18 protein-coding genes are annotated in these 23,923 nt (G+C 74.5%); 4 read left to right on the top strand and 14 right to left on the bottom strand.

The genetic code is table 11. The annotated features are described in order from the left end of the window. Positions 1–5: 5 nt before the first annotated feature. The 4 genes from TPA0908_RS21515 to glgX all read right to left on the bottom strand — a co-directional run bounded on the left by TPA0908_RS21515 (position 6) and on the right by glgX (position 7,266). On the bottom strand, positions 6–653 hold the full coding sequence (locus TPA0908_RS21515) for a maleylpyruvate isomerase family mycothiol-dependent enzyme (RefSeq protein ID WP_281940629.1): 648 nt from the start codon (positions 651–653) through the stop codon (positions 6–8). 459 nt (positions 654–1,112) lie between these two features. Beyond that, a complete protein-coding gene (gene treZ, locus TPA0908_RS21510) occupies positions 1,113–2,846 on the bottom strand; it encodes a malto-oligosyltrehalose trehalohydrolase (RefSeq protein WP_281940628.1) in 1,734 nt (577 codons plus the stop codon). Next, entirely contained in the window at positions 2,843–5,143 is a 2,301-nt protein-coding gene (gene treY / locus TPA0908_RS21505) for a malto-oligosyltrehalose synthase (protein ID WP_281940626.1), read from the bottom strand. Before treY ends, treZ begins: the two co-directional genes overlap by 4 nt. A gap of 2 nt (positions 5,144–5,145) precedes the next feature. Beyond that, positions 5,146–7,266, bottom strand: coding sequence for a glycogen debranching protein GlgX (glgX, locus tag TPA0908_RS21500; protein WP_281942636.1), 2,121 nt, complete (start codon positions 7,264–7,266; stop codon positions 5,146–5,148). A gap of 294 nt (positions 7,267–7,560) precedes the next feature. Here glgX and TPA0908_RS21495 point away from each other — a divergent pair, with 294 nt between their 5' ends. Beyond that, positions 7,561–8,958, top strand: a complete 1,398-nt coding sequence (locus tag TPA0908_RS21495; RefSeq protein ID WP_281940624.1) for a glycosyltransferase family 4 protein — start codon at positions 7,561–7,563, stop codon at positions 8,956–8,958. Positions 8,959–9,136: 178 nt separating this feature from the next. Here TPA0908_RS21495 and TPA0908_RS21490 read toward each other — a convergent pair whose 3' ends face one another. The 4 genes from TPA0908_RS21490 to TPA0908_RS21475 all read right to left on the bottom strand — a co-directional run bounded on the left by TPA0908_RS21490 (position 9,137) and on the right by TPA0908_RS21475 (position 14,177). After that, positions 9,137–10,420 (bottom strand): citrate synthase, encoded by a 1,284-nt coding sequence (locus TPA0908_RS21490; protein WP_281940622.1) that lies wholly within the window; start codon positions 10,418–10,420, stop codon positions 9,137–9,139. A gap of 152 nt (positions 10,421–10,572) precedes the next feature. Continuing rightward, positions 10,573–12,615: a sulfatase-like hydrolase/transferase gene (locus TPA0908_RS21485; protein WP_281940620.1), complete on the bottom strand. Its 2,043-nt coding sequence runs from the start codon at positions 12,613–12,615 to the stop codon at positions 10,573–10,575. Beyond that, complete coding sequence (locus TPA0908_RS21480) at positions 12,608–14,023, bottom strand: class I SAM-dependent methyltransferase (protein ID WP_281940618.1); 1,416 nt, start codon at positions 14,021–14,023, stop codon at positions 12,608–12,610. Before TPA0908_RS21480 ends, TPA0908_RS21485 begins: the two co-directional genes overlap by 8 nt. Before the next feature lie 4 nt (positions 14,024–14,027). Further along, positions 14,028–14,177, bottom strand: coding sequence for a hypothetical protein (locus tag TPA0908_RS21475; protein WP_281940615.1), 150 nt, complete (start codon positions 14,175–14,177; stop codon positions 14,028–14,030). A 180-nt stretch (positions 14,178–14,357) separates the two neighbouring features. On the opposite strand from TPA0908_RS21475, the gene TPA0908_RS21470 reads away from it, so the two are divergent. Next, positions 14,358–14,756, top strand: a complete 399-nt coding sequence (locus TPA0908_RS21470; protein ID WP_281940612.1) for a VOC family protein — start codon at positions 14,358–14,360, stop codon at positions 14,754–14,756. 81 nt (positions 14,757–14,837) lie between these two features. Here TPA0908_RS21470 and TPA0908_RS21465 read toward each other — a convergent pair whose 3' ends face one another. The 5 genes from TPA0908_RS21465 to TPA0908_RS21445 all read right to left on the bottom strand — a co-directional run bounded on the left by TPA0908_RS21465 (position 14,838) and on the right by TPA0908_RS21445 (position 21,506). Then, positions 14,838–15,575 (bottom strand): helix-turn-helix transcriptional regulator, encoded by a 738-nt coding sequence (locus TPA0908_RS21465; protein ID WP_281940610.1) that lies wholly within the window; start codon positions 15,573–15,575, stop codon positions 14,838–14,840. A gap of 92 nt (positions 15,576–15,667) precedes the next feature. After that, on the bottom strand, positions 15,668–16,891 hold the full coding sequence (locus TPA0908_RS21460; RefSeq protein ID WP_374709237.1) for a glycosyltransferase: 1,224 nt from the start codon (positions 16,889–16,891) through the stop codon (positions 15,668–15,670). A gap of 3 nt (positions 16,892–16,894) precedes the next feature. Continuing rightward, positions 16,895–19,243 carry an ArnT family glycosyltransferase gene (locus TPA0908_RS21455; protein ID WP_281940608.1) on the bottom strand — a complete coding sequence of 783 codons (2,349 nt, stop codon included), beginning with the start codon at positions 19,241–19,243 and terminating at the stop codon, positions 16,895–16,897. Between the two features lie 45 nt (positions 19,244–19,288). After that, positions 19,289–20,782: a sensor histidine kinase gene (locus TPA0908_RS21450; RefSeq protein WP_281940607.1), complete on the bottom strand. Its 1,494-nt coding sequence runs from the start codon at positions 20,780–20,782 to the stop codon at positions 19,289–19,291. Continuing rightward, positions 20,760–21,506, bottom strand: a complete 747-nt coding sequence (locus TPA0908_RS21445) for a response regulator transcription factor (RefSeq protein ID WP_374709253.1) — start codon at positions 21,504–21,506, stop codon at positions 20,760–20,762. The genes TPA0908_RS21450 and TPA0908_RS21445 overlap by 23 nt, the downstream gene beginning before the upstream one ends. Before the next feature lie 224 nt (positions 21,507–21,730). Here TPA0908_RS21445 and TPA0908_RS21440 point away from each other — a divergent pair, with 224 nt between their 5' ends. Then, complete coding sequence (locus TPA0908_RS21440; protein ID WP_281940603.1) at positions 21,731–22,543, top strand: alpha/beta fold hydrolase; 813 nt, start codon at positions 21,731–21,733, stop codon at positions 22,541–22,543. A gap of 61 nt (positions 22,544–22,604) precedes the next feature. On the opposite strand, the gene TPA0908_RS21435 is transcribed toward TPA0908_RS21440, so the two are convergent. Next, positions 22,605–22,829 (bottom strand): hypothetical protein, encoded by a 225-nt coding sequence (locus TPA0908_RS21435; RefSeq protein ID WP_281940601.1) that lies wholly within the window; start codon positions 22,827–22,829, stop codon positions 22,605–22,607. A 135-nt stretch (positions 22,830–22,964) separates the two neighbouring features. On the opposite strand from TPA0908_RS21435, the gene TPA0908_RS21430 reads away from it, so the two are divergent. Further along, entirely contained in the window at positions 22,965–23,912 is a 948-nt protein-coding gene (locus tag TPA0908_RS21430) for a serine/threonine-protein kinase (RefSeq protein ID WP_281940599.1), read from the top strand. The last annotated feature ends 11 nt before the right edge of the window (positions 23,913–23,923 follow it).

Genomic DNA, 23,923 nt, shown 5'->3' with positions numbered 1-23,923 from the left:
CGTCCTCAGGCGGGGGCGCACCGCTGACGCAGCGTGGGCACACCGGGCCCGGTCAGGTCATCGCAGTATGCCGCCCGGCCGGCCATCGCCATGGTCAGTGCCAGCGTGGTGCCGCTGACCAGTGGGCCGGCGCCGGTGGCGAACGGTCCGTCGGTGGCCGCCACCCGCAGCCCCCGGATGGCGCTGCGTCCGCTCACGGTGAAGTCCCGACCGGCGAAGAATCGGGCGACCGGCGTCACGGCCTCGACCGGCGGCGTACGGCCGAGGCCGAGCGGTCGCCGGATGTCCTGGGCGTGCACGACCACCTCACCGAGCCACGCCTCGGTCGGGCCGAACGTGGACGTGGTGCTGCGGATGATCCGACGGAACCGGTCGAGCGTCTCCGCCGGGTCGGCGCCCCGGTGCTCGGCCAGGCGACGGTCGTTGTGCTTGTCGAAGTCGAAGCGCGCGCCCAGCACGCTGGCCACCCAGCGTGCCCGGCCGACGCTCGCCGCCGCGGTGAGGTGCGCGACCACCTCCTCCACCGTCCACCGTCCGCACAGCGAACGCTGCGCCCACCGCGCCGCCTCCAGCCCGGCCAGATCCTCGGCGAGCGCCGCCCGCTCGGCGTGCGCGAGCGTCCACAACTCGTCCCGGCTCAGCGTGTCGGACATGAAAACCCCCAGTTGTCGGCCCCGTCCCCGCTCAGACCGCCCCCACCCGCCGAACTCATCGCCCCGCCGCCTCGCCGCCCTTCCCCTCTCGTCGATCTTGGAGTTGTGGTGCCAGGGAAAGCGCCGGATGTCGGCTTTGCGAACCACCACAACTCCAAGATCGGCGCGAACCCGTGCACCGGTCAGGCCGACCAGGCGGGCCGTGGCGGGTGGGGGCGGGCGATCTCCGCGACGACGGTACGCGCCACCGGCCGCAGCCGAGTCTCGGCCGGCGCGATGCCGTCCGCCTCCGGCGTGAGTCGTTCGGGCCATCAGGTTCGTCGGCAGGATGTCGACTCCCCCGCCCGCCCGACTCCCGGTCGGGCAGTGCGTTGACGTGCTGCCGGCCCTCAGCGGGCGACCGGCGCAGCTGGACCGGCAAACGGCATGCCTCGACGCCGCGAGGACCGGGGCGCGACGTCAGAGCGCGACGATCGCCGCGCTCTCCGCCGGCAGCTCGATGCCGCCGCGCATCACCGTGGCCCCCTCGGAGGAGGCGAGCAGCACCCGGCGTACCGCCCCGGGCAGGTTCACCCGCTGCGGTCGCTCCGCCAGGTTGGCCACCACCAGCGTGTCGCCGCGTCGCACCACCAGGAACTGGTCGCCGTGGCGCACCTCGACCCGGTGCAGCCGCGGGTCGGACAGGTCCGGGCACGACTTGCGCAGCACGATCAGCCGCCGGTGGAACTCGTACATCTCGCGGTGGTCGGGCTTGTCCAGCTCGGCCCAGTCCAGCCGGGACCGCAGGAACGTCTGCGGGTCCTGCGGGTCGGGCACGTCGTCGGTGACCCATCCGTGGTCGGCGAACTCGCGTCGGCGGCCGGTGGCGACCGCAACCGCCAGCTCCGGCTCGGGGTGACTGGTGAAGAACTGCCACGGCGTGGTCGCGGCCCACTCCTCCCCCATGAACAGCATCGGGGTGAACGGCGCGGTCATCAGCAGCGTGGCGCCGACCCGCAGCATCCCGGTCGAGAGCGTGGCGGAGATCCGGTCACCGGTGGCCCGGTTGCCGATCTGGTCGTGGTTCTGCAGGTAGGCGACGAACCGGTGGCCGGGCGTGCGCTGCCGGTCGACCGGGCGGCCGTGGCTGCGGTTGCGGAAGCTGGACCAGGTGCCGGCGTGGAAGAACGCGCCGGTCAGCACGTCGGTGAGGCACTCCAACGAGCCGAAGTCGCCGTAGTAGCCCTGCCGCTCGCCGGTGAGCAGCGTGTGCAGCGCGTGGTGCGCGTCGTCGTTCCACTGGGCGTGCAGGCCGTAGCCGCCGGCCTCGCGCGGCGTGATCAGCGTCGGGTCGTTCAGGTCGGACTCGGCGATCAGCGACAGCGGCCGGCCCAGCGCGGTCGACAGCGACTCGACCTCGACCGCCACCTCCTCCAGCCAGTGGGTGGCCCGGCCGTCCGGCATCGCGTGCACGGCGTCCAGCCGCAGCCCGTCGACGTGGTAGTCGCGCAGCCACATCAGCACGCTGTCGACGATGTAGCGGCGCACGCCGTCGGAGTGCGGGCCGTCCAGGTTGACCGTGCGGCCCCAGGTGTTGCTCTGCTCGGCGAGATACGGCGCGAAGCGCGGCGCGTAGGCCCCGGAGGGCCCGAAATGGTTGTAGACGACGTCGAGGATCACCCCCAGCCCTCGGGCGTGAGCCGCGTCGACGAAGCGTTTCAGGCCGTCCGGCCCGCCGTAGGGCTCGTGCGGGGCGTACCAGCAGACGCCGTCGTAACCCCAGTTGTGCTCGCCGTTGAACGCGTTGACCGGCAGCAGCTCGACCAGGTCGACACCGAGCTCCACCAGGTGGTCGAGCCGGGCGATGGCCCCGTCGAACGTGCCCTCCGGGGTGAACGTGCCGATGTGCAGCTCGTACAGCACGCTGCCGGGCAACTGCCGGCCGGTCCACGCGGTGTCGGTCCAGGGGAACGCCGCGTGGTCGTACACCCGGCTGGGGCCGTGCACGCCGACCGGCTGCCAGGCCGACCTCGGGTCCGGCAGCGCCTGCTCGTCGTCGTCGAGCAGGAACGCGTAGTCGGCGCCCGGCCCGGCGTCGGGCGCCTCGACCCGCCACCAGCCGTCCGGACCGGGCCGCATGTCGTGGTCGGCCACGCCGGGCAGGCGCAACCGCACCCGGGCGGCCTCGGGCGCCCACACCGTGAACTCGGTCATGCGGCGGCCTCCGCTGGGTCGGTGGGTGCGAGGAGGGCGACGGGACAGGTGCTCAACAGATCTTCCAGGAGCACCTCCTCACCACTGTAGACCCGACCGGTGAACACGTCGGTCACCGGATGAACGGGAAGTGACAACGTCGTGCCCCGCCAGCCGCCGTCGCGGGCCAGCCGCACCGGCAGCCGGGTGGCCACCGCGATCGCGCCGCCCCGGTCGAACGCCACCGCGTGCGCGGCGGCCGGGCCGCGCGCCGGCAGCGGCCGGTAGCCGGTGAACAGCTCCGGACGGTCCCGGCGCAGCCGCAGCGTGCGGGAGACCACGAGCAGCTTGGCCGCGCCGTCCGCGGCCACCGTCGGCTGCCAGCCGGCGTCGAGCCGGGTCAGCAGCTCCCGGCGTACGGCGAAGTCGACCGGGCGGCGGTTGTCCGGGTCGACCAGGGAGTTCTCCCACAGCTCGGTGCCCTGGTAGGTGTCCGGCACGCCGGGCATGGCGAGCTGCACCAGCTTCTGCCCGAGCGCGTTGGACCAGCCGGCCGGCGTGATCTCGTCGACGAACGCGGTGATCTGGGCGTGCAGCTCCGGGTCGTCGTACATCCGGTCGACCAGGGCGTGCATCTCGTGCTCGAAGGCCGGGTCGGGGTCGGCCCAGCTCGTGCTGACCGACGCCTCCCGGGCGGCCTTCTCCGCGTACCCGTGCAGCCGGTCCCGGTCGAGCGGCCAGGCCCCGACGGCGGTCTGCCAGAGCAGGTGGGCCAGCGCCGGGTCGGCCAGCGGCGCCCGGGACATCCAGTCGGTGACCCGGTCGGCCCACCGGCCGGGCAGCTCGCTCAGCACCGCGAGCCGGGCGCGGACGTCCTCGCCGCGCTTCGTGTCGTGGGTGGAGAGCGCGGTCATGCTCGCCGGCCAGCGCACCTGGCGGGCGGCGGCGAACCGGTGCAGCTCGGCCGGCGGCACCCCGAAGTGGGCCGGGCTGCCGCCCACCTCGTTCAGCGCGACGAACCGGCTCCACCGGTAGTAGGCGGTGTCCTCCACGCCCTTGGCCATCACCGCGCCGGTCAACTGCGGGAACCGGGCGGCCAGCTCGTGACCGGGGTCGCGGAGCCGGGCGGTGACCTGGTCCAGCACGGCGGTCAGGTCGGGCCGGCGGCGACCGGCCTCGCTGCGGGCGGCGGCCAGGTGCCGGGCCCCCTCCGGCGGATAGCCGCGGTAGACCGGGAAGCAGGCGGCCAGCTCCGCGAGGGCGTCGCGGACCTGCTCGCGGGGCAGCTCGGGGACGAGCGCGGCGAGGCGGGTCAGCTCGGCGGCGAGCAGCCGGGTGGCGGCCTCCAGCTTGGTGCCGTGGGTCAGGTCCTCCCAGGAGGTGTGCCGGCCGGTGAGCCGCCCGTCGAGCGCGGTGAAGTCCGGCTCGGCGGCCGGGTCGACGAAGAGGCCGGACACGGCGGCCAGCGCGTCGTAGCCGGTGGTGCCGTCGACCGGCCAGTCCGGCAGGTCCTCGCCGTACTCCAGGATCTTCTCCACCACCAGCCAGCGTTGCGGCGCGGCGGCGCGCAACCGGGCCAGGTAGCCGGCCGGGTCGCGCAGCCCGTCCGGGTGGTCCACCCGGATGCCGTCGACGTCCCCGGCGTCGGACCAGCGCAGGATCTCCGCGTGGGTGGCGTCGAAGACCGCCGGGTCCTCCACCCGCAGGCCGGCCAGGTCGGAGACGGCGAAGAACCGGCGGTACGTCAGCTCGGTGTCGCCGCGCCGCCAGTCCACCAGCTCGTAGTGCTGCCGGTCGTGCACCTCGCGGGGTGTGCCGTCGCCGGTGCCGTCCGCGATCGGGAAGCGGTGCTCGTGGTAGCGCAGCTCCCCGTCGACCAGCTTGAGGTCGTCCAGCGCGTCGGGGGCGTCGGCGAGCACCGGCAGCAGCAGCCGGCCGCGGTCCCAGTCGATGTCGAACCAGTCCGCGTACGCCGAGTCGCGCCCGGCCCGCAGCACGTCCCACCAGGCCGGGTTGGCCGCCGGCCGGGCCACCCCGGCGTGGTTCGGCACGATGTCCACGACCAGGCCCAGCCCGGCCGCGCGCAGCGCCCGGACCAGGCGTTGCCGACCGGCCTCGCCGCCCAGCTCCGGGTTGACCGCCCGGTGGTCGACCACGTCGTAGCCGTGCTGCGAGCCGGGGGTGGCGGTGAGCAGCGGCGCGGTGTAGAGGTGGGTGACGCCGAGCGCGGCCAGGTAGTCGGTCAGCTCGGCGGTGGCGTCCAGGTCGAAGCCGGGCCGCACCTGGACGCGGTAGGTCGAACGGGGGGTGTCGGGCATGGTCAGGGCGTCCTCTCCAGGACCAGCAGCGAGCGGTCCGGCACGCACACCGTGCCACCCGCCTCGACCAGTGTCGTCTTCTCCGGATCCGGTTCCGCGGTGCTGATCACCAGCTCCCACCGGGGCCCGAACTCCTCCCCGGGCAGCGTGAAGTCCAACGCCGCGTCGTGCGCGTTGAACAGCAGCAGGAAGGAGCTGTCCCGGTGGCGTTGGCCGTACTGGCCGCGCTCCGGGATGCCGTCGCCGTTGACGAACAGGGCCACCGAGCGGCCGAAGTCGTTGCCCCAGTCCTCGCCGGTCATCTCCCGGCCGTCCGGGGTGTACCAGGCCAGGTCCGGCAGGCCGGAGCCGGCGGCCCGACCGCCGACCGGCAGCCCGGTGAAGAACCGTCGACGGCGGAACACCTGGTGGCGGTTGCGGAACTCGGTGAGCCGCCGCACGAACGAGAGCAGCTCCTCGTCGGCCCGGTCCCAGTCCACCCAGGCCAGCTCGCTGTCCTGGCAGTAGGCGTTGTTGTTGCCGTGCTGGGTGCGGCCCAGCTCGTCGCCGTGGCCGAGCATCGGCACGCCCTGGGACAGGATCAGCGTGGCCAGGAAGTTGCGCCGCTGCCGCTCCCGCAGCGCGCGTACGCCCGGGTCGTCGGTGTCGCCCTCGACGCCGCAGTTCCAGGAGCGGTTGTGGCTCTCCCCGTCCCGGTTCTCCTCGCCGTTGGCCTCGTTGTGCTTGTCGTTGTACGACACCAGGTCGGTGAGCGTGAACCCGTCGTGGCAGGTGACGAAGTTGATGCTGTGGAACGGGCGGCGGCCGTCGTCCTGGTAGAGGTCGGCGGAGCCGGAGATGCGGGACGCGAACTCGGCGAGCGTGGCCGGCTCGCCGCGCCAGAAGTCGCGGACCGTGTCGCGGTATTTTCCGTTCCACTCGGTCCACTGCGGCGGGAAGTTGCCCACCTGGTAGCCGCCGGGGCCGATGTCCCACGGCTCGGCGATCAGCTTGACCCGGCCGACCACCGGGTCCTGCTGCACCACCTCGAAGAACGTGGAGAGGCGGTCCACCTCGTAGAACTCGCGGGCCAGCGTGGCGGCCAGGTCGAAGCGGAAGCCGTCGACGTGCATCTCGGTGACCCAGTAGCGCAGCGAATCCATGATCAGTTGGAGCGAGTGCGGGCTGCGCACGTTGAGGCTGTTGCCGGTGCCGGTGTAGTCGACGAAGTAGCGCCGGTCCTCCTCGGAGAGCCGGTAGTAGCTCGGCGTGTCGATGCCCTTGAAGCTCAGTGACGGCCCGAGGTGGTTGCCCTCGGCGGTGTGGTTGTAGACCACGTCGAGGATGACCTCGATGCCGGCGGCGTGCAGCGCCTTGACCATGCCGCGGAACTCCTGCACCTGCTGGCCGAGCCGGCCCAGCGCGGAGTAGCCGTGGTGCGGGGCGAAGAAGCCGATGGTGTTGTAGCCCCAGTAGTTGCGCAGCCCCAGGTCGGCCAGGCGGTGGTCGTGCACGAACTCGTGCACCGGCATCAGCTCGACCGCGGTCACCCCGAGCCGCTGGAAGTGCTCGATCATCACCGGCGAGGCGATCGCCGCGTACGTGCCGCGCAGCTCCTCCGGGATGTCCGGGTGGCGCATGGTCAGCCCGCGCACGTGCGCCTCGTAGATGACCGAGTGGTGGTAGGGCGTACGCGGCGGCTTGTCGTTGCCCCAGTCGAAGTACGGGTTCACCACCACCGACTTCGGCATGAACGGCGCCGAGTCGGTGGTGTTCATCCGGTCCGGGTCGCCGCCCACCTCGTAGTCGTAGACCGCCGGGTCCCAGGAGACCTCGCCGTCGACCGCCTTCGCGTACGGGTCGAGCAGCAGCTTGTGCGGGTTGCACCGCACCCCGTTGGCCGGGTCCCACCGGCCGTGCACCCGGAAACCGTACCGCTGGCCGGGTTCGACGCCGGGAATGTAGGCGTGCCAGACGTACGCGTCGACCTCGCGCAGCTCGACCCGGCGCTCGGTGCCGATGTCCCACTCGTCGAACAGACAGAGCTCGACCCGCTCCGCCACCTCGGAGAAGATCGCGAAGTTGGTGCCCATCCCGTCGTAGGTGGCGCCGAGGGGGTAGCTCTCGCCCGGCCAGACCTGCATGTCGCTCCTTCGGCCCATGATCGTGAGCGCGCCGGACGGGCGGCCGACGCGCACGCCGTTGATGCCCCGCCGTACCCGCCGCCAATCCACCCGTTCGGACGGTAACCGAAAGGTTCGGGTGTCGTCCGTCACGATCGACCGTTTCGAGGTGCGGGTTCGCGCCGGATGGACTTTCCTGGACCGCGGACGCGCGCCCGCGCGTGTCCGCCCGGCCGCTCGGCCAATCCTCACCACCCGCCCCACCGCCGCCACCGATGCCGGCGTGTCCCACCCTGCATGGACGGAGAACGACACGTGACCACGCTGCGGGTCGGCGCACAGACCGCCACCGCGACGGACCGGCTCCACCGGCCCACCCTCACCTCCCGCCCGACCGTGCCGCCGCAGTCCGGCGCCGCGTCCCGCAAACGGCGCATCCTGATGCTGTCGTGGGAGTACCCGCCGGTGCTCGTCGGTGGCCTCGGCCGCCACGTGCACGCGCTCTCCGTCGCCCTGGCCGCCGCCGGGCACGAGGTCACCGTGGTCACCCGGCACGCCGAGGGCGCGCCGCTGGAGGAGTACGCCGACGGCGTGCGCGTGCTGCGTGCCGCCGAGGACCCGGTCCGCTTCCCGCTCGCCACCGGGTCGCTGCTGGCCTGGACCATGGCGTTCAACCACACGCTCACCCGGGCCGCGCTGCGCGCCGCCGAGTCCGGCGCGTACGACGTGATCCACGCCCACGACTGGCTGGTCGCGCACACCGCCATGACGCTGCGCGAGCACCTGGACGTGCCGCTGGTGACCACCATCCACGCCACCGAGGCGGGCCGGCACCAGGGCTGGCTGCCCGAGGAGATGAACCGCACCATCCACGGCGTCGAGCACTGGCTGGCCAGCGAGTCCGGCCGGGTGATCGTCTGCTCCGGCTACATGCGCGACGAGGTCGGCGCGCTGTTCGGCGTGGACGCGGCCCGGGTCGACGTGGTCCCCAACGGCGTCGAGCCGCACCGCTGGCGGGTGCCCGCCTCGGCGGTCGCCGCCGCCCGGACCCGCTTCGCCGCCGACGGGCCGCTTGTCACGTTCGCCGGTCGGCTGGTCTACGAGAAGGGCGTGCAGCACCTGCTGGCCGGGCTGCCCCGGCTGCGGGAACGGCACCCCGGGCTGCGCGCGGTGATCGTCGGCGACGGGCCGTACAAGGCGGAGCTGGAGGCCGAGGTGCACCGGCTCGGGTTGGGCGACACGGTCAGCATGCCCGGGTTCCTCGGCGGCACCGACCTGCCCGCGGTGATGGCCGCCTCGGACTGCTTCGCGGTGCCCAGCATCTACGAGCCGTTCGGCATGGTCGCGCTGGAGGGCGCTGCCGCGGGCGCGCCGCTGGCGGTGTCGCGTACCGGCGGGTTGGCCGAGATCGTCGAGCCGGGCGTCACCGGGATGACGTTCGCCCCGCAGGACCCGGACGGGTTGGCCGAGGCGGTGCACGCGCTGCTCTCCGACACCGACCGGGCCCGCGCGCTGGCCCGGCGGGCCCGCGCCATGGTGCACGAGCAGTACGGCTGGTCGGCCATCGCGTCCCGCACGGCCGCTGCGTACGCCGCCGCGATCGCCGGCGACCCGGCGTTCACCGCCGCCCGCACCGAGCAGCGAATGGCCGCCGGCCGCGCCCTGCCCCCGCTCCCCGCCGGCAACCTCCTCACCGCCGCCGGCCTGCGGTGAAAGGAGGGGCCCCCTGTTAACGCCTGCGGTATAGCAGGGGCCCCTTCTCACCACCCCGCGCCCCGGAGCACGGAAAAGGCCGCCGACCCGATCGGGTCGGCGGCCTTCGCGTCGGCCGTCGTTTGAGAAGGGGCCCCATCTATGCCTGAGGCGTTAACAGGGGGCCCCTCCTTACACGTCAGCGGTTGGCGGCGGGGACGTAGTCCCGCTCCGGGGCGCCGGTGTAGATCTGCCGCGGGCGACCGATCTTGGTCTCCGGGTCGTTGATCATCTCGCGCCACTGGGCGATCCAGCCGGGCAGCCGGCCCAGCGCGAACAGCACCGTGAACATCTTCGTCGGGAAGCCCATGGCCTTGTAGATCAGGCCGGTGTAGAAGTCCACGTTCGGGTAGAGCCGCCGGGAGACGAAGAAGTCGTCGGCGAGCGCGATCTCCTCCAGCTGCATCGCGAGGTCCAGCAGCGGGTCCGGCTTGGCCATCCGGCCGAGCACGTCCTGGGCGGCCTTCTTCACGATCGCGGCCCGCGGGTCGTAGTTCTTGTAGACCCGGTGGCCGAAGCCCATCAGCTTCACGCCGTCCTGCTTGTCCTTCACCTTCTGCACGAAGGTGCGGACGTCGCCGCCGTCGGCCTGGATCTTCTGGAGCATCTCCAGCACGGCCTGGTTGGCGCCGCCGTGCAGCGGGCCGAACAGCGCGTTCACGCCGGCCGAGACGGAGGCGAACAGGTTGGCGTTGCTGGAGCCGACCAGCCGCACGGTCGAGGTGGAGCAGTTCTGCTCGTGGTCGGCGTGCAGAACGAACAGCATGTCCAGCACGCGCGCGACGACCGGGTCGACCTCGTACTGCTCGGCCGGCACGCCGAACGTCATCCGGAGGAAGTTCTCGACGTAGCCGAGCGAGTTGTCCGGGTACAGCAGCGGCTGGCCGATCGACTTCTTGTACGCGTACGAGGCGATGGTCGGGACCTTCGCCATCAGCCGCACCATGGACATCTCGACGTGCTCGGAGTCGAACGGGTCCAGGCTGTCCTGGTAGAACGTCGAGATGGCGCTGACGGCCGAGGAGAGCACCGCCATCGGGTGCGCGTCGCGGGGGAAACCGTCGAAGAAGCGACGCATCTCCTCGTGCAGCAGCGAGTGCCGCCGGATCCGCTCGCTGAACTCGGTGAGCTCCGTCTGGGACGGCAGCTCGCCGTAGATCAGCAGGTAGGAGACCTCCAGGAAGGAGGACTTCTCGGCCAACTGGTCGATCGGGTAGCCGCGGTACCGCAGGATGCCCGCGTCACCGTCGATGTAGGTGATCGCGGACGAACAGGACGCGGTGTTGACGAAACCGGGGTCGTACGTGGTCATCCCGGTTTCCTTGAGCAGCTTGCTCACCCCGATCCCGGCGGGGCCCTCGACCGCGGACTGCACCGGCATCGACAGCTGCCCACCGGGGTGGTCGAGCTTGACTTCCGTCATCTGTTCCTCGCTTCGCCGGCAAGATCTTCGTTGAATTGCCTTCGCTTCTACCGTAATCACGGTATGGGGGACAACGCTCGGCATGGTTTCGCAGGTGAGGTATGCGTCACTGATTCCCGAGTTGCCGGGGCGGAAACCGGCCGCGGGGCCGGTCAGGACAGGTCGAGCCGCCGCGGCGTCCCGCCGGCGTCGAGGCGGTACAGGTCGAGGCGGTTGGCGCCGGCGGCGAAGAGCCGGTCGTCGTGGAGGAACGCGGCGAACCGCCGGCCGCCGGCGTCCCGCGACACCACCGGCACCACCGCGCCGACCGTGCCGTTGACCGCCACCGCGAGCCGGGTGCCGTCCGGCACGGTGTCGGGCACGGTGCCCCAGACCAGCGCCGGCAGCCCCCGCGCCGGGTCGACCGCGGCGAACGCGGCCCGGTTCGCGACCGTGGCCGTGCCACCGGGGGGCGCGTCGGAGAGCCGCGTGCCGACCAACGGGTCGACGGCCGGCAGCGGCACCGGTGCGGGCACCCCGCCGGTGATCGTCACCGGCTGGCCGGGCCGGTCGTAGAAGCGCTTGTCGGCCCGCCCGCGCGGGGCGGCCCTCGCCGGGACGCCGTCCATCCGCCAGGGCACCCGGACGTGGGTCTCGTCGGCGATGGTGGGCAGCAGGTCCACGTGCTCCCAGTTGCGGTCGTCGACCCGGCCGGCCCGCTGGCCGGGCTCCTTGACGAACATCGGCACCCAGGCCACCTCGTTCGCGGCGTGGTTGATGGCGTCCATCCCCCGGCCCTGCCAGCCCTGGCGGAAGCTCACCCCGTGGTCCGCGGTGACCAGCACCAGCGCCTGGTCGTAGAGGCCGGTGGCGCGCAGCGTCCGCAGCGTCTCGCCGATCAGCCGGTCGGTGTAGCCGAGCTGGGCCAGGTGCCGGGCGCGGGCCACGTCCACCCAGCCGGCGCCGTCGTTGGGCAGGTCCTCCGGCGCGTCGTAGTGCGCCCCGGACGGCAGGTACGCCCACGGTGAGTGCGGCATCAGCAGGTGCAGGAAGTGCAGCGTGGGGCGGTCGGCGGGGCGCAGCCCGGCGAGGAACGAGGTGAACCGGGCCGGCTGGTTGTCGTCGAGCGTGTCCCAGCGGAACTTCGGGTCGTCGGGCACCGGTTCGGCGGCGTCGAGCCCGGCCTCGGCCGCGGTCTGCTCCCGGTACGAGTCCTCCGGGTCGACCCGGCTGTCCACCGGTGCGGTGAGCTGGCGCAGCAGCTTGCCGCTCTCCCGGGCCAGCACGCCGATCCCCTGCTGCGGGCTGGCCGGTTGCTCGCAGCGGCTGGGCGGGCAGAGCCGGGTGATGCTCTCCTGCGCCCTGATCTGGTAGAGGCCGCCGAGCGCGGTGAACAGGTTGTCCGGATACTGCGAGTAGTGCGGCGCCACGGCCCGGTCCGGGTAACGGCCGGTGAGCATGGCCGGCAGCGCGTAGGGCGTCCAGCCGCTGACGCCGGTGGCGTTGCGGTACCACGTCGAGCCGGCGGCCAGCGCGGCGAAGTTCGGGTAGCGGGCGGCGTCGATCCGCCCGTCCGGGCCGAGCAGCGACACCAGCGGCAGCTCGTCCAGCACGATCATGACCACCGGCGGGTGGCTGCCCGCGCCGGCCGTGCCGGCGGCGCCGCCGTCGCCGGGGGGCAGCACCACCGCCGAGGCCGGCGACGCGAACAGGAACAGCCCGACGAAGACCACCGGGCCGGCCGCGGCCACCCGCAGCACCCGGCGCAGCGCCCGCCACCGCCGGTGCGCGACCGCCGCGAGCGCGCCGGCCCCGCCGGCCACCACCAGCAGCGGTACGCCCCGAAGCGGCGTCAGGTGGCGGCCCACCTGGACCGCGAGCGCGGCGAGCAGCAGCCCGACCAGCACGGTGTGCACCGCCGCCCGGGTGACCCGGCCGCCGAGCAGTGCCAGGGCGCCGAGCGCCGCGAACGGCAGCGTGGGCGCCAGCGCGACCAGCGCGACCAGGAGCAGCACGTCGGTCCGGGAGGCGCGGTGGAACAGGAAGAAGTCGGGGCTGCGACCGAGCACGTCGAGCAGCGGCTGGGTGACCACGAGGCCGACCAGCGCCGTCACCTCGGCCAGCCGCGCCGCCTCGGCCCGCCACGGGCCCCGCCGCCGGGGCGCGTCGGTGCCGGCCGGACGGTCCCGTGGTGGGGCGAGGGTGTCCTCAGCCACCCACCACCACCTGGTAGAGCGTGCGGGTGCCGGAGGGCAGCTCGGCGCGCGCCACCACCCGCCCGCGCCGGGCCAGCAGCGCCTCGAACGCGTCCCGCCGGTAGTCGGGGAAGAGACCGTCCGGCTTGTTGGCCAGCAGCCGGCGGGCCATCGGGTCGTCCGGGTGGACGAACTCCACCACCAGGCTGCCGCCGGGCTCGGTGAGCGCGGCGAGCTGGTCGAGCACGTCGGGCAGCGGCACGTTCCGACCGATCGCCAGGTGGTGCACCAGGGCCAGGGCGAGCACCAGGTCGGCGCGCGCCCGGTCGACGAACGCGGCCCGCTCGACGCCGCGCCAGCCGCCGCCCGGCGACGGGTCGGCCAGGTCCATCACCAGCGGCAGGATCCGCCCCTCGCCCTCGTCGCACAACGCGCGGTAGAGCGCGTCGACCACGCCCGGGTCCTGCTCGACGGCGACCACGTACGCGGCGTGCCGGGCCGCGACGCGGGCGTACCGGCCGTCGTTGGCGCCCAGGTCCAACGCCGAGTGCGGGGCGGTGGCGGCCACCGCCCGGTCGACGAAGTCCTCCTTGGCCTGCCGGTCCGGCACCGAGTACGCGCAGGTGCGCTGGTAGTCCGCCCAGTGGCTGTCGCGGGGCCGGTGGTCGAGCCGGCGGACCAGCCGGGTCAGCCCGCGTACGGTGGCCAGGGCCAGCTCGCGGGAGAACCCGGCGGCGCGGAGCTGGGCGCGGACGGCGCTGCTGCTGGCGTCGGCGTGGCGGGCCTGCATCGCGCCGTGCAGGTGCACGTGGGTGGGCACCCCGGCCCGCCAGCGGCGGGCGCCGGCGAACAGGCGGCGCATCTGGTCCGGCTCGACGCCGTCGATCCGGGCCCGCAGGAACGGCTGGAAGTCCAGCCCGAGGTGGGCCTGGATGAGCAGCGGGTAGAGCAGCGTCTGGCAGAACTGCCGGTAGCCGGCCCAGGGTTCGCCGTCGCGCAGCGCCTCGAACGAGCCGACGTCGATGAACACCGGCCGGACGCCGCGCCACTGCACGTTGTAGGCCGACCCGTCCTTCGTGGTGAAGCCGGCCTCCAGTGCGGCGCGCAGCACGTCCAGGTGCAGCAGTGCCGCGTCGCGCAGCATCGCGTACGGCCACTCGTAGGGGTGGGAGACGAACGGGATGCGGTCGTGCCGCAGCACCGCGGCCCAGGGCACGTCGACCGGGGTCGGGACGAGTTCCTCGGTGCCGACCAGGTGGCCGGCGGCGGTGAGGTCGCGGAAGAAGTCGCTGGCGGACAACGCCCGCCAGTCCCGGGCGGACCGCTCGTCGAGGCCGCGCAGCACCTCCCCGGCCCGGTGGAAGACCTGGTTGCCGGGGTCGCGGAAGGAGCCGGGTTCGACACGGACGCCGGTGTCGGGAACCGTCATGCCGTCAGCCCCGGTCGGTGGGCTGGCGACGGAACCGGGTCACCAGGCGCCGCCAGTAGAGCTTGGCGGCCACGGCCACTCCGGCCACCCCGCCGACCACCGCCTGCACGATGAGACTGCCGGATCCCGCGTCCAGGTAGGCCAGGTGCGTCACGGCTGCTTTCCTTCCCTCGCCGGTCATCGGAGCACCGCCCGGAACGCGAGCTTTACTCCTCAACGCCGGACTTGTCCCCTACGGTACGCGCCTGACCGGACACGCGCGGCCACACCGGGCACTCCTCCCCCGTCCGATCCGTTCAAGACGGGCCGGCCCGGGGCCGCCTACCGTGGCGGCATGACACCGCAGTTCGATCTCGTCGGGACCGTCGTCACCGACATGGCCCGCACGCTCGACTTCTACCGCCGGCTGGGGCTGCCGATCCCGGCCGGCGCCGAGACGGAACCGCACGTCGAGGTCGCCCTCCCCAACGGGGTACGGCTGGCCTGGGACACCGTCGACACCATCCGCGGCTTCCATCCCGGCTTCACACCGCCCGCCGGCAGCCCGCGGATGAGCCTGGCCTTCCGCTGCGCCGACCCGGCCGAGGTGGACCGCTGGTACGCCGAGCTGACCGCCGCCGGCCACCACGGGGAACTGCCGCCGTGGGACGCGGTCTGGGGCCAGCGGTACGCGGTCCTGCACGATCCGGACGGCAACGGTGTGGACCTGTTCGCGCCGCTGACGACCGACTGACCGGCACCCGCCGCATCGTTCGCCGGCCGACCGGCCGGGCCACCCGGTCGGCCCGCCAGCCGTCGCGCTCCGGCCCGCCGGTCAGTCGGCGGACGGGGTGAGCAGCCGGGTCGGTGGGACGCCGGTCAGCTCGCGCACGTCACGGGTGAGGTGGGCCTGGTCGGCGTACCCGGATCGCACGGCGACCTCGGCGAGCGGCACGCCGCGTCGGGCCAGGTCCAGCGCGCGCCCCATGCGCAGGATGCGGGCCAGCGTCTTCGGGCCGTACCCGAAGAGGGCCCGGCTGCGCCGGTGCAGCGCCCGCGCGCCGAGGCCGACCTCGGCGGCGGTCGCCGCGACCGTGGCGCCGGCGGCCAGCCGGGCGGCCACGTGCGCGCCGAGCGGGTCGGGCCCACCGGCAGCCCGCAAGCGCGCCCGCGCCACCTCCTCCAGGATCGTGGCGCCGGCGTCGCACCAGTCGGCCGCGCACCGCGCACCGCCCGGGTCGATGGCCGCCCGGATCCGGTCGGCCGGCTCCACGGCGGCGCGGCCCCACAGGTCGGCGAGCGGGACGCGGCGGTCCCGCAACTCCTCGGCGGGCACCCCGAACACGGCCGGGCCGACGCCCGGCGGCAGGCGCAGCCCGATCCACCGCTCCCCCGGCGCCGACCACGACACCTGGGCCACCCGGTCCGGCCCGGCCACCAGCAGCCCGGCCCGACTGGACCAGAGCAGGTCCAGACACCCGTCCGGCAGCACGCGGACCGGCCCCGCGCCGGACGAGACGCTCGCCCAGCGCACCGCCGCCGGAATCCCCACCGCCGCCCGTTCCCGGTACATCCGTCCACCCTGCCACCCACCGTCGATCATGAGGTTGGCGGCAGGCGTCGCGGCGTGTCGCGGCCGCCAACCTCATGATCGACGAGGTGGGGTCAGGGGCGGTGGTGCAGCGCCAGCCGCAGCAGCAGGAAGCGCAGCGCGGTGGCGGCCAGGTTCGCCGCCACCAGGACGGCCAGCTCGACCGCGCGCGGCGGGACCGTCACGGCGTGCAGGACGGCCAGCGAGCCGCTGGTCAGGGCCAGACCGAGCGCGAACGCGAGCAGCCCCTGGAGGTGGTGCCGGCCGGCGTGTCGGCGACCGGTGACGCCGAACGTGAGCCGGCGGTTGGCCGCCGTGTTCGCCACCGCGGTCAGCAGCAGCGCCAGCAGGTTCGCCGGTTGCGCGCCGAGCGGGCCGCGGGCCAGCAGGAAGAGCACCAGGTACGCGAGCGTGCTGGCCACCCCGACCGCGGCGAAGCGGACGAGCTGGCCGGGCAGCCCGACCGGCACCTGTGCCGGCGGCGCCGGCAGCGGCGCCCGGCCGAGCTGGGCGCGCAGCCGGGCCAGCGGCAACGCGCCGGTGACCAACGCCCGGACCAGCCGCCCGATGCCGCGCAGGTCGGCCAGGGCGGTGGCGACGATGTCGACCCGGCTGTCCGGGTCGTCCACCCAGTCCACCGGCACCTCGTGGATCCGCAGCCCGGCCCGCTGGGCGAGCACCAGCAGCTCGGTGTCGAAGAACCAGCCGGTGTCCTGGACCAGCGGCAGCAGCTCGGCCGCCACGTCGGCGCGGATCGCCTTGAACCCGCACTGCGCGTCGGAGAAACGCACCGCCAGCGTGCCGCGCAGCAGCAGGTTGTAGCCGCGGGAGATCACCTCCCGCTTGGCGCCCCGGACCACCCGGCTGGTGCGGGCCAGCCGGGTGCCGATGGCCAGGTCGGAGTGACCGGACAGCAGCGGCGCGACAAGCGGCAGCAGCGCGGCCAGGTCGGTCGAGAGGTCCACGTCCAGGTACGCCAGCACCGGCGCCGGCGACACCGACCAGGCGGCCCGCAGCGCCCGGCCCCGGCCCTTCTCCGCCAGGTGCAGCACACCGACCTCGGGCAGCTCGGCGGCGAGCGCCTCGGCCACCGCCAGGGTGCCGTCGGAGCTGGCGTTGTCGGCCACCGTGATCCGGAACGGGTACGGGAACTGGGCGGTCAGGTACGCGTGCAGCCGCCGGACGCAGGGGCCGAGGTCGACCTCCTCGTTGTGGACCGGGACCACCACGTCCAGCACCGCGCCCTCGGCGGTGGGCCGGGCCTGCACGGCGGCCCGGGGCTCCGGCATGAGGATCATGGATCAGCCCTGCTTTCCGCTGCTCAGGTCGTACACGGTCACCCCGTCGACGGTGGTCGCGGTGAAGTTGTCGGCGACCCAGGCGGCGATCTCGGTCGACGCGCTGCTGCCGCCGTTGGCCCGGAACCCGCCGCCGCCGAGGAACCAGTGGATCCGGCCGTCGGCCACGTACCGCTGGAACTCGGCGAGCGTCGGCGACGGGTCGCTGCCGTTGAAGCCGCCGATCGGCATCACCGGCTCGCCGGTGGCGAGCTGGTAGCCGGAGGCGTTGTTCGAGCCGATCGTGGCCGCGACCCAGGTGTAGTCCTCGGCGTCGGCCGTGAGCAGCGCCGTCATCTCGGCGCTCGGCTCGCGCGCGTCGAGCAGTCCGCCCATGCCGCCGCCGCGTTGCCCACGCCCGCCGTCCTGACCGGCGCCGCCGTTCGGTCCGATCCCGCCGCTCGGTCCGGTCCCGCCGTTCGGTCCGCCGGGAGTGCCGGGTGCCTGGCCGCCGTCGGGGAAACCCGGGAATGCGCCGTTCCGGCCGCCCGGGAAACCCGGGAACTGACCGTTCCCGCCGCCCGGGAAGCCGGGGAACGCGCCGCCGGGGAACTCCCCGCCGCCCGGCATCCGCCCGCCGGGGAAGCCGCCCCGGCCGCCCGGCCCGAAGCCACCCACCACGTCGGGGCCCGCGGTCGGGATCGAGCCGGTGTGCGGGGTCGCCGCGGTCTGCGCCGCGTACGCGGCCGGCCCGGCCACTCCCGCCGCCATCCCCAGCGCCGCCACCCCGGTCACCACCCCGCGCGTCCACCATCGGCCCGCCCGGCCCGAGGTGACCGAGGAGTTCGCGTCATCGTGCGGCGCCCTGGCCGACCCGAAGCCCTTGATCACCGGGAGGTCGAGGAGCGCCAGGAGGACGGCGGCGGTCAGGCCGGTCGCCAGCACGGCCGGGCGCAGCCAGGGCTGCCAGTCGGGGCTGCGGCCGAGCAGGCGCCAGGACCACCAGACGGTGACCGCCAGCGCGCCGGCCAGCACCAGCGTGGCGGCGTATCCACGCCAGCGGTTCCCGGCCGGGACGTGCCCGGCGGGCGTGGTCGCCGGGGTGTAGCCGGCAGCGGACCGGGTGGGCGCCGTGCGGGCCCGCCAGAGCTGGGTGACCCCGATGCCGACCAGGGCGCCGACGGCGGGCGCCAGCGCGACCGTGTAGTAGGCGTGGAAGATGCCGGACATGAAGCTGAAGATCAACCCGGTGACCAGCAGCCAGCCGCCCCAGAGCAGCAGGCCGGCCCGCCGCCGGTCGGTGCGCGCCGCCCGCCCGGCCAGCCACAGGCCGGCCACCAGCAGGACCAGCGCGGCCGGCAGCAGCCAGGAGATCTGCCCGCCGACCTCGGTGTCGAACATCCGCAGCAGACCCGTCTGGCCGGAGAACGGTCCGCCGCCCCCACCGCCCGGCCGACCGCCCCCGCCGACGCTGCCCACCTCGTCACCGGTGATCCGGCCCAGGCCGTTGTACCCGAGCGTCAGCTCCAGGATGCTGTTGTGCTGCGAGCCGCCGATGTACGGGCGGGCGCTCGCCGGCACCAGTTCCACGACCGCCACCCACCAGCCGGCGGAGACCAGCACCGCCAGCCCGGCCAGCAGCAGTTGCCGGATCCGCCGGCCGAGTCCGGTCGGCGCGGCCAGCAGGTAGACGGCGGCGAACACCGGGATCACCAGGAACGCCTGGAGCATCTTGGTGAGGAAGCCGAGGCCGACCAGCACGCCGGCCACCGCGAGCCACCGGGTGCTCGCGGTCTCGACCGCCCGGACCGTGGCGTACGCGGCGGCCAGCAGCAGGAACACCAGCAACGCGTCGGGGTTGTTGAACCGGTACATCAGCGTGGCCACCGGCGTGAGCGCCAGCACCGCGCCGGCGAGCAGGCCGGCCGTCGGGCCGTACCAGCGGCGGACGGTCGCGTACAGCACGGCGACCGAGGCGACGCCGAGCAGCGCCTGCGGCACCAGGATCGACCAGCTGCTCAGCCCGAAGACGCGGACCGACAGCGCCATCAGCCAGAGCGAGGCCGGCGTCTTGTCCACGGTGATCGAGTTGGCCGCGTCCGAGGAGCCGTAGAAGAACGCCTGCCAGCTCTCCGAGCCGGCCTGCGCGGCGGCCGAGTAGAACGCGTTGCCCCAGCCGGAGGCGCCCAGTCCCCACAGGTAGAGCAGGCCGGTGGCGACCAGCAGGCCGACCAGGGCCGGACGCGCCCAGCGCGGGTCGCGGCCGGGCGGCTCCGCCGCGGTCGGGGCCGACTCCGGTACGGGGGTGGTGGCCGGCCCGGTCGCGGACGGTCCACCCGTCGGCGCGGTCAGCAGGCTCTCGGTTCTGTCCATGCCGGCAAGCCTCGGAGGGCCCGCTGACCCACCCCCGTGAACGACCTATGCGTCCGCTGTGGATCCCGGCAGCCAGACGGTGAACGCGGTGTGGCCGGGGCGGCTGGCCACCTCGACCCGGCCGTGGTGGGCCTCCACCACGGCGGCGACGATGGCCAGCCCCAGGCCGGTGCTGCCGTGCGCGCGGGAGCGGGAGCTGTCACCGCGGGCGAACCGTTCGAACACCTCCGGTTGCAGCTCGGCCGGGACGCCCGGCCCGTCGTCGGTGACCCGCAGCTCCACGCCGTCCGGGGCGGGGGACAGCCGGGTGGTGACGGTGGTGCCGGCCGGGGTGTGCACCCGCGCGTTGGCGAGCAGGTTCGTCAGCACCTGGTGCAGCCGGTGGCCGTCGCCGGTGACGGTGAGCGGCTCGTCCGCCAGGTCGAGCTGCCAGTGGTGCTCCGGGCCGGCCACGTGCGCGTCGCTGACCGCGTTCACCGCCATGGCGGTCAGGTCGACCGGCTCGGCGGCCAGCGGTCGGCCGGAGTCCAGCCGGGCGAGCAGCAGCAGGTCGTCCACGAGGCTGGTCATCCGGGTGCTCTCCGACTCGACCCGGCGCAACGCGTGCGCCACGTCCGGTGGCACCTCCTGCCGGCCGCGCCGGGCCACCTCCGCGTACCCCCGGATGGCGGCCAGCGGCGTCCGCAGCTCGTGGCTGGCGTCGGCGACGAACTGGCGTACCCGGGTCTCGCTGGCCTGCCGGGCGGCGAGCGCGGCGGCGACGTGGCCGAGCATCCGGTTGAGCGCGCCCCCGACCTGCCCGACCTCGGTGCGCGGGTCGGTGTCGGCGGCCGGCACCCGGACCGACAGCGCCACCTCGCCCCGGTCCAGCGGCAGCTCGGCGACCCGGGCCGCGGTGGCCGCGACCCGGGTCAGCGGCCGCAACGTGCCCCGGACGATCAGCGCGCCGAGGCCGCCGGCGATGACCAGGCCGGCCCCGATCACCCCGGCCTGGGCGACGACCATCCACATGACCGTCTCGTCGACCTCGGACAGCGGGATGGCGAAGACGAGGACGTCGCCGTCGGGCATCTGCCGAGCCACCGCCCGGTAGTCACCGCGCCCGGCCAGCGCGATCGTGCGCGGCGCGGCGTCGGGACGGAGCCGGGCCAGTGGCGCCACCTCCCCCACCGGCACCGTGGCCGGCTGCGTGGCCGCCTGCCGGAACGCCAGGTCGACCTTCCCGTCGACGACCCGCGCCGCCACGGACTCGGCCGGGTAGCCGGGTGGGAAACCCGGACGGAAGGTGCTCGGTCGCTCCTGCGGCAGCTCGAACGGCGAGGGCTGCCGCACGTGCCGGCGGGACTCGCCGCCGGTGAGCTGGTCGTCGATCCGCCCGATGAGGAAGTGTCGCAGCGCGACCGTGGTCAGGCCGCCGATGCCGACGCTGACCAGCGCCAGCAGCGCCACCACGGAGAGCACCAGGCGGCGGCGCAGCGACCAGCCGGCCAGCCGGCGACGCAGCCGCCCGCCGTGGTCACTCCGCGGGCTTGAGGACATAGCCCGCGCCGCGCAGCGTATGGATCATCGGCGCGCGGCCCGCGTCGATCTTCTTGCGCAGGTACGAGATGTACAGCTCGACCACGTTGGCCTGGCCGCCGAAGTCGTAGTTCCAGACCCGGTCGAGGATCTGCGCCTTGCTGAGCACCCGGCGCGGGTTGCGCATCAGGTAGCGCAGCAGCTCGAACTCGGTGGCGGTGAGCGTGATCAGGGCGTCGCCGCGGCGCACCTCGTGGCTGTCCTCGTCGAGGCTGAGGTCACCGACGGTCAGCACCGCCTCCTCCCGGGCGGCGACCGCGAACCCGGAGCGGCGCAGCAGGGCGCGCAGCCGGGCGATCACCTCCTCCAGGCTGAACGGCTTGGTGACGTAGTCGTCACCACCGACGGTGAGCCCGGCGACGCGTTCCTCCACCGCGTCCCGGGCGGTCAGGAACAGCACCGGCACGCTCGGCGACTGCTCGCGCAGGCGACGCAGCACCTGGAAGCCGTCCAGGTCGGGCAGCATCACGTCGAGCACCACGGCGTCCGGCCGGAACTGGCGGGCCGCGCTGATCGCCGCCATCCCGTTGCCGGCGGTGGTGACCTGCCAGCCCTCGTAGCGCAGGGCCATCGAGAGCAGGTCGGTGAGCGTCGGCTCGTCGTCCACCACCAGCACGCGCACCGGCTCGCCGTCCGGTCGGCGCAGCTCGATCCGGCCCTGCGCGGCCTGCCCGTTCATGACCATGCTCCCCATCGTGGGCGCGCCGACTGTACCGGCGCTGTCCCGTTCCTGTGTACCAGCTGTGCCGGCGGCGCGTGGCCATCCGGCGCAGCGATCCGGTCTTCCCCGACCGGGCTACCCGGTGGTAACTTGCCGGGCATGTCCATCGATGGCCGCCCCGCCGACGGGCTGACGTCGGCGACCGGCGCGGCCCGGGGCTCCGGCGCCCGCACGTCGCCGGCCGGGCCGTGACCACGCCGGCTCCCCGCCCCGACGTGGAGGTGGTCTTCGAGCGGCGCGGCGCCGGGCCGGCGCTGGTGCTGCTGCACGGCATCGGCCACCACGGCGGCGCCTGGCTGCCGGTGCTGGACCGGCTCGCCGGGACGCACGACGTGATCGCCGTCGACCTGCCCGGCTTCGGCCGCTCCCCGGTGCCCGCCGCCGGCCTGCCCGCCGACATGCCCGGGCTGGTGGCCGGCATGGTCGACCTCTTCGCCGCGCTCGGGCTGGACCGGCCGCACGTGGCCGGCAACAGCCTCGGTGGGGCGATCGCGCTGGAGCTGGCCGCCATCGGCGCGGTCGCCTCGGCCACCGCGCTGTCGCCGGCCGGCTTCTGCACCGCACGCGAGCTGCGCTGGGCGCTCACCGTGCTCAGCCTGCACCGCAGCGCGGCCCGGCTGCCCGAGCCGGTGCTGCGTCACCTGTTCGCCGCGCCGGCGCTGCGGGCCCTGGCGATGGGCATGATCCTGGCCCGGCCGGACCGGTTGACGCCGGACGTGGCGCTCGCGGACGCCCGCGCGCTGCGCCGGGCGCGCGCGTTCCGCGCCGTCGCCCGGGCCGGCCGGGGGTACGCGTTCGCCGGGCGGCCCACCGTCCCGGTGACGGTCGCCTGGGGCACCCGGGACCGCATCCTGCCCCACCGGCAGGCCGCGCTGGCCCGCACCCGGCTGCCCACCGCCCGGCACCTCGACCTCCCCGGCTGCGGGCACGTGCCGATGCACGACGACCCGGAGCTGGTCGCCGCCGTCATCCTCGGCACCACAGGTGTCCGGCCGGCCTGAGCCGTCCACGCCGCACCCGGGGCCGGCGGCCACGCCGCACCCTCGCCGGACGCGACCGGGACTACTCGGTGGCGCCGAACGGGTCGGTGCGCACGTAGCGCATCGTCCAGCCCTCCGGGCCGGCCCGGTCACCCCGCTCGTAGAGATGGTCCGCCACGTCGGTGGGCGGCTGCTCGGGGTGGCGCAGGATCCACCGGCGTGGCGGCGCGCCGTCCGGATCCGCCGGCAGGTCCCTGGCCACGTCGTCGGCCGGACCGCCGACGAACCGTACGCGCACCAGCGCCACCGCTCACTCTCCGTTCCGACGTCGACACTCCCGCTCGCGAAGCTACCCCGCCGGCCGGGCCGCTCCCGGCGGTTTGCACAGCTCGGAGCCCGGGTAGCGGGTCCGGGGGGACCGGACGAGAACAGGGAGTGGTCGATGAGGACGCTGGGCGGGCGGTACGAGCTCGAACAGCGCGCGGCCGTGGGCGGCATGTCGGAGGTGTGGCGGGCACACGACCGGGTGCTGGACCGGACCGTGGCGATCAAGCTGATCTCGCCGGGGCTGGACGGCGACGCCGGTTCGGTGGAACGGATCCGGGCCGAGGCCCGCTCGGCGGCGCGACTGGTCCACCCGAACGTGGCCAGCGTGCACGACTTCGGCACCGCCACGCTGCCGGACGGCCGGCCGGTGCCCTACATCGTGATGGAGCTGGCCGAGGGCGAGACGCTCGCCGCGCACCTGCGCGCCGGCCCGCTGGACTGGCGCATCGCGGTGCGGGTCTGCGCCGAGGTGTGCGCCGCGCTGGCCGCCGCGCACGGGCACGGCATCGTGCACCGGGACGTGAAGCCGGCGAACGTGATCCTCACCCCGTCCGGTGTGAAGGTGCTCGACTTCGGCATCGCCACCCCGGCCGGCGCGCCCGACCACACCCCGGAGGGGGTCGTGGTGGGCACCCCGGCGTACCTCGCCCCGGAGCAGCTCGACCGGCAGCCGGCCACCCCGGCCGCCGACATGTACGCGCTCGGCGTGCTGCTCTACTACTGCCTGAGCGGCCGGCTACCGTACGACGCCGCCAGCACCAGCCAACTGCTCGGCGCGCGCCGCCGCCTGCCGCCCCGACCGCTGCCGGAGGTCCCCGGGCTGCCGGCCGAGGTGGCCGAGCTGTGCGAGCGCTGCCTCGACGCCGACCCCGCCGCGAGGCCGACCAGCCCGATGGCCGCGCTGCTGCTGGCCGAGGCGGTCGACGCCCGCATCTACGTGCCGATGACCGTGGTGCTGCCCCGGCAGCGGATCGGCGAGACCTCGCCGTGGACCGGGCGGGCCGCCGCCGAGGCGACCGAGGCGATGGCCGTGGACGCCGCCACGAGCGGGCGGATCCGCTGAGCGTACTGCGG

This window comes from Micromonospora sp. AKA38 (assembly GCF_027925725.1).
In the GTDB taxonomy this organism is placed as follows: Bacteria; Actinomycetota; Actinomycetes; order Mycobacteriales; family Micromonosporaceae; genus Micromonospora.
The sequence above is the reverse complement of the archived record's forward strand: the minus strand, read 5'-3'. Positions and strand labels throughout refer to the sequence as shown.

Coding starts and splice junctions, on each gene's coding strand:
- TPA0908_RS21450 (WP_281940607.1), bottom strand. CDS start 20,782: ATGTCCTCAAGCCCGCGGAGTGACCACGGCGGGCGGCTGCGTCGCCGG.
- TPA0908_RS21490 (WP_281940622.1), bottom strand. CDS start 10,420: ATGACGGAAGTCAAGCTCGACCACCCCGGTGGGCAGCTGTCGATGCCG.
- TPA0908_RS21465 (WP_281940610.1), bottom strand. CDS start 15,575: ATGTACCGGGAACGGGCGGCGGTGGGGATTCCGGCGGCGGTGCGCTGG.
- TPA0908_RS21515 (WP_281940629.1), bottom strand. CDS start 653: ATGTCCGACACGCTGAGCCGGGACGAGTTGTGGACGCTCGCGCACGCC.
- TPA0908_RS21430 (WP_281940599.1), top strand. CDS start 22,965: ATGAGGACGCTGGGCGGGCGGTACGAGCTCGAACAGCGCGCGGCCGTG.
- TPA0908_RS21445 (WP_374709253.1), bottom strand. CDS start 21,506: ATGGTCATGAACGGGCAGGCCGCGCAGGGCCGGATCGAGCTGCGCCGA.
- glgX (WP_281942636.1), bottom strand. CDS start 7,266: ATGCAGGTCTGGCCGGGCGAGAGCTACCCCCTCGGCGCCACCTACGAC.
- treZ (WP_281940628.1), bottom strand. CDS start 2,846: ATGACCGAGTTCACGGTGTGGGCGCCCGAGGCCGCCCGGGTGCGGTTG.
- treY (WP_281940626.1), bottom strand. CDS start 5,143: ATGCCCGACACCCCCCGTTCGACCTACCGCGTCCAGGTGCGGCCCGGC.
- TPA0908_RS21480 (WP_281940618.1), bottom strand. CDS start 14,023: ATGACGGTTCCCGACACCGGCGTCCGTGTCGAACCCGGCTCCTTCCGC.
- TPA0908_RS21455 (WP_281940608.1), bottom strand. CDS start 19,243: ATGGACAGAACCGAGAGCCTGCTGACCGCGCCGACGGGTGGACCGTCC.
- TPA0908_RS21470 (WP_281940612.1), top strand. CDS start 14,358: ATGACACCGCAGTTCGATCTCGTCGGGACCGTCGTCACCGACATGGCC.
- TPA0908_RS21460 (WP_374709237.1), bottom strand. CDS start 16,891: ATGATCCTCATGCCGGAGCCCCGGGCCGCCGTGCAGGCCCGGCCCACC.